Source organism: Flavobacterium sp. (assembly GCF_049318325.1).
In the GTDB taxonomy this organism is placed as follows: Bacteria; Bacteroidota; Bacteroidia; order Flavobacteriales; family Flavobacteriaceae; genus Flavobacterium.
The window spans coordinates 1-4428 of sequence record NZ_JBMOGQ010000164.1; the positions used below are offsets into that span (position 1 = coordinate 1).

At 34.1% G+C, this 4428-nt stretch carries 4 protein-coding genes; 1 reads left to right on the plus strand and 3 read right to left on the minus strand.

All coding sequences use genetic code 11. The annotated features are described in order from the left end of the window. Positions 1–35: 35 nt before the first annotated feature. Together ACOYLP_RS10945 and ACOYLP_RS10950 are read right to left on the minus strand one after the other, a co-directional pair. Complete coding sequence (locus ACOYLP_RS10945) at positions 36–1226, minus strand: DEAD/DEAH box helicase (protein WP_422856207.1); 1191 nt, start codon at positions 1224–1226, stop codon at positions 36–38. A gap of 119 nt (positions 1227–1345) precedes the next feature. Continuing rightward, positions 1346–2383, minus strand: a complete 1038-nt coding sequence (locus tag ACOYLP_RS10950; protein ID WP_422856208.1) for a formimidoylglutamase — start codon at positions 2381–2383, stop codon at positions 1346–1348. 95 nt (positions 2384–2478) lie between these two features. Here ACOYLP_RS10950 and ACOYLP_RS10955 point away from each other — a divergent pair, with 95 nt between their 5' ends. Further along, positions 2479–3363 (plus strand): hypothetical protein, encoded by an 885-nt coding sequence (locus ACOYLP_RS10955; protein ID WP_422856209.1) that lies wholly within the window; start codon positions 2479–2481, stop codon positions 3361–3363. Between the two features lie 47 nt (positions 3364–3410). Here the strand turns inward: ACOYLP_RS10955 and hutI are convergent. Further along, positions 3411–4428: imidazolonepropionase (gene hutI / locus ACOYLP_RS10960; RefSeq protein WP_422856210.1), on the minus strand; the 1018-nt coding region annotated here is incomplete at its 5' end.

Below are 4428 nucleotides of genomic sequence, written 5' to 3' on the forward strand. Positions count from 1 at the left end.
TTTTATTATATCTCTATTTTTATTTAATCGTAATCTTACTTCTTTTTGTTTCTCAAATCGGGTTTAGCTTCTTGATTTGGTTCAACATCTTTCCATGGAAAAGGATGATCTTTAATGGTTTTTACATTAACCTTTATCAGTTTTTGAATGTCCTTCCAATAAGGTTCCTCGTCTTTGCTGCAAAACGAAATCGATATACCACCATTTCCGGCACGGCCTGTTCTCCCAATTCTATGAACGTAAGTTTCAGGTATATTGGGCAAATCAAAATTGATTACATATGGTAAACTTTCAATATCAATACCTCGCGCTGCAATATCGGTAGCTACCAAAACAGAGATTTCTTTATTTTTGAAATGGTCTAAAACTCGTTGTCTAGCTGATTGTGATTTGTCGCCGTGAATTGCTTCGGCATTAACTCCATGTTTTTTTAATGCTTTAACCACATTGTCTGCGCCGTGTTTGGTGCGAACGAAAACCAATACATTGCTGAGGTTTTCATTGCGTATCAAATGATACAATAAACCACGTTTGTCTTCTTTTCTAACAAAATAAATTTTTTGCTCTATTATTTCTGCTGTAGAAGAAACTGGTGTTACCGAAACATACTCTGGTTTGTTTAAAAAAGTATCGGCTAATTCGCGAATTGCCATTGGCATTGTTGCCGAAAAAAGTAAAGTTTGTCTGTTCGTTGGAACCAGTTTAACAATTTTTCTAACATCGTTTATGAAACCCATATCGAGCATCAAATCGGATTCGTCTAAAACCAAATAATGCAGACTATCAAAATCAATAAAACCTTGTTTGTGTAAATCTAATAATCTCCCAGGTGTAGCTATTAAAATGTCAATACCTTTCTTCAATTGGTCTACTTGTGGCACTTGCGAAACACCACCAAACACAGTTAATTGCCTGATGTTGGTATACTTTCCATAAGTGTCAAAACTTTCGCCAATCTGAACTGCCAATTCCCGGGTTGGCGTCACCACTAAACAACGAATTTCTTTTGTTTTTTTGGACGACCCAATCATGCGATGCAAATTGTGTATAATTGGGATAGCAAAAGCCGCTGTTTTTCCGGTACCGGTTTGAGCGCAGCCTACTAAATCTTTTCCTGCTAAAATAAATGGGATAGCCTTTTCCTGAATAGGTGTTGGGCTGGTGTATCCTTCTTCAAAAACTGCTCTTTGAATACTTTTGGATAATGATAAATCTTCGAATAACATATAATAAACTTATGGATTAGTAGTAAGTTGGGGCAAAGATAGGGTTTTATTGGTTAGGAGTTGCGTGTTGCGGGTTTTCTATGTTTTTGAATCCGAAACCCATAACCCGAAACCATCAACTAAATAAGTTCCTTTCTCGATTTAATAAAGTCGGTAACCAAATATCCAATCAGTTTTCCGATAAGATGATTATTTTTTTCTTCACCCAAATCGGGTGCGCCTTCACAAATATGTAGATAAGCTGCATTTTTATGTTTTCCAAAAAAGTAAACAAACTGTCGCAATTCTTCTACCGAAAAACCACTCATTGTCATGGCACTACTGGCAATATTTGGTAAAGCATCCAAATCGATTTCGATACCATATGCATCGTTTTTAATAAATTCAATCGCTGTATTTAACTCTTGCTGAAAGTTTTTTTGTTGACGTACTTTGATCTCATCATAAGTATTAAAGGTTACTCTTTCTTCTATTTTCTTCAAATTATCGAGTACGTTTTTCGAGGTATAATTTTCGTGTAACCCAAAGATGAAATATTTCTTCAGAAAACCTTCTTCATAAGCATACGAAAAACCGTTGCCACTATGTCTTCCTTCTAGAATTCTGAAATCGGAATGCGCATCAAAATTTATAGCATTTATTGGTTTTCCTAATCCTAGTGCTGTTCCTTTTATATTTCCGTAAGCATTGTTGTGTCCACCTCCAATGATTATTGGAGTTTTTCCGTATTTTATAATACAACTAACAATGTGCACAACTTCTTTATCAATTTTTTCGACAAGAGAACTTAATTTTTTTCGGTCTGCCGTATTGTGGAAATTCAAATCTTTGGCGGCTTCCATTTCTTCAGCAACATCGAGCGATCCTAAAACTAAAATTTGACTTCCTTTGCAAAAACGGTTGTGCTGAATGTTTGCTATGCTTGCAATGGCACTTTCCCATGCTGAATTTGCACCTGGGCGACCAAAATTCGCTCGAATACCAACATCTTCTGGAATTCCAAATAGTACATATTGTGCGTCGCAGTTTTTCAGATAGTCATGATAATTCTCGCCTTTGGCAATAGTTAGCATTTTTTCGCCAAATTTTACTTCACCACTTCGGTGGTTGGTTACTTTAGCTAAATCAGTAATTGAAAACGGAATTATATTCTCCATCTTAATAAAATATTTCACCAAAAATATAATAAAATTGTTTATCTTTAGTTACTATATTAAATAGTGTGATGTAACATAACAAATAAAATTAGCACATGGGAAATCAAGTCAATCATTCGAAACTAAAAGCTATTATTGTAGTATTAGCTATTTTATTAATAGGTAGTTTAATTTACATTTTTAAACTAACCTCTGACGCAAAGACATTACAAACTACAGTTACCACTGTAAAATCTGAAAAAGAATCTGTGTTAAAGGATTTGGAAGATTTGAAGACTAATTATGATGCAGCTATTGCAGAAAATACTACTATGTCAGATGAGTTAATTGCTGAAAGAGACAAAGTAGTAAAACTTATGGCAGATATAAAAGCATCAAAAGGTGACAATGCATCTTTGCAGAAATACAAAACGCAGTATAAAGCATTGGAACAAAAAATGCAAAATTTGATGCAGGAAGTTGCTGTTTTGAAAAAACAAAACCAAACACTAACCACAAGTTTGGACAGTACAACAGTAGTTTTGGAAGATAACAAAAAATACAATCAGGTTCTAGTTGGTCAAAATGAAGATTTAGCCAAAAAAGTTGAATTAGGTTCTAAATTAACGGTTACCAATTTGAAAACTGCTTCTTATAAAGTTAGAAGTTCGGGTAAACAAATTGAAACTGACAAAGCAAGTAGAACTGACATGCTTAAAGTTAACTTTACAATAGCCGAAAATAAAATTGCTAAATCTGGTGACAAGACTTATTATGTTCAGGTAATTGATTCTAAAAACAATGTTTTGGGTGATAAAGCAACGATTTCTTTTGGAGAAACTTCTTTAACTTATAGTTTTACAACAACCGTAAAATACGAAAATAAAACGGTTGAAGTTTCTGAACAATTACCAGGAAAAGATTTTGCTAAAGGAACTTATTTTGTAAATGTTTTTGACAAAGGAGAATTGGTTTCAAAAAGCAGCTTTAGTTTACGATAATCACCAACTTATAAAAATGTCAAGTCCTCTAACGGGGGGATTTTTTATCAAATTAACTTTCCATTTAACAACACTTGTTCAATTAAATCGGTGCCAAAATTATAAGGCAATTCATAAAATGAATTCAAAGGCTTTGTAATGATGAGATTCGCTTTTTTACCAACGGTTATACTTCCGTGAGTTGCTGAAATTCCCATGGCATAAGCACCATTTAAAGTGGAAGCATTTATAGCTTCTTCGGGTGTCATTTTCATTTTAATGCACGCCGTTGCCAACACAAAATTCATATTTCCAGAAGGCGAAGTTCCCGGATTAAAATCGGAAGCTAAGGCAAGAGGCAAACCAGCGGAAATCATTTTTCGTGCCGGTGTATACGGAATACTGATAAAATAAGAACAGCTTGGTAATGCTACTGGCATAGTTTCCGTATTTTTTAAAACTTCAATATCTTCATCGGTTACAATTTCTAAATGATCGACAGAAAGTGCGTTATATTTTACACATGCAGCTATACCATTTATGGCTGTAAATTGATTGACATGGATTTTGGCACGCAAACCATATTGTTTTCCGGCTTCCATAATTCGTTCGGTTTCTGCTACTGAAAAATAACCCGTTTCACAAAAAGCATCAATATAATCAGCTAAATTTTCTTCAGCAATTTTGGGTAATATTTCATTAATCAATAAATCAATATACCCGGTATGATTTTCTTTATAAGCCAAAGGAAAAGCATGAGCACCAAGGAAAGTTGCTTTAATAGTTATTGGATAATTTTCAGCTAGTTTTTTAATTACTCGAAGCATTTTTAATTCGCCATCAACGGATAATCCATAACCCGATTTAATTTCGACAGCTCCTGTTCCTTGTGTAATGACTTCTTCTAGTCTTTTTTTGGATTGGTTGTAAATTTCTAATTCTGAAGCTTCGTTTAGTTTTTTTACAGAATTTAATATGCCTCCACCACGATTGGCAATTTCTTCATAGGTCAAACCATTAATTCTATCAACAAATTCCTGTTCGCGATTGCCAACATAAACGATATGTGTATGGCTATCGCACCAG

Coding starts and splice junctions, on each gene's coding strand:
- ACOYLP_RS10945 (WP_422856207.1), bottom strand. CDS start 1,226: ATGTTATTCGAAGATTTATCATTATCCAAAAGTATTCAAAGAGCAGTT.
- ACOYLP_RS10950 (WP_422856208.1), bottom strand. CDS start 2,383: ATGGAGAATATAATTCCGTTTTCAATTACTGATTTAGCTAAAGTAACC.
- ACOYLP_RS10955 (WP_422856209.1), top strand. CDS start 2,479: ATGGGAAATCAAGTCAATCATTCGAAACTAAAAGCTATTATTGTAGTA.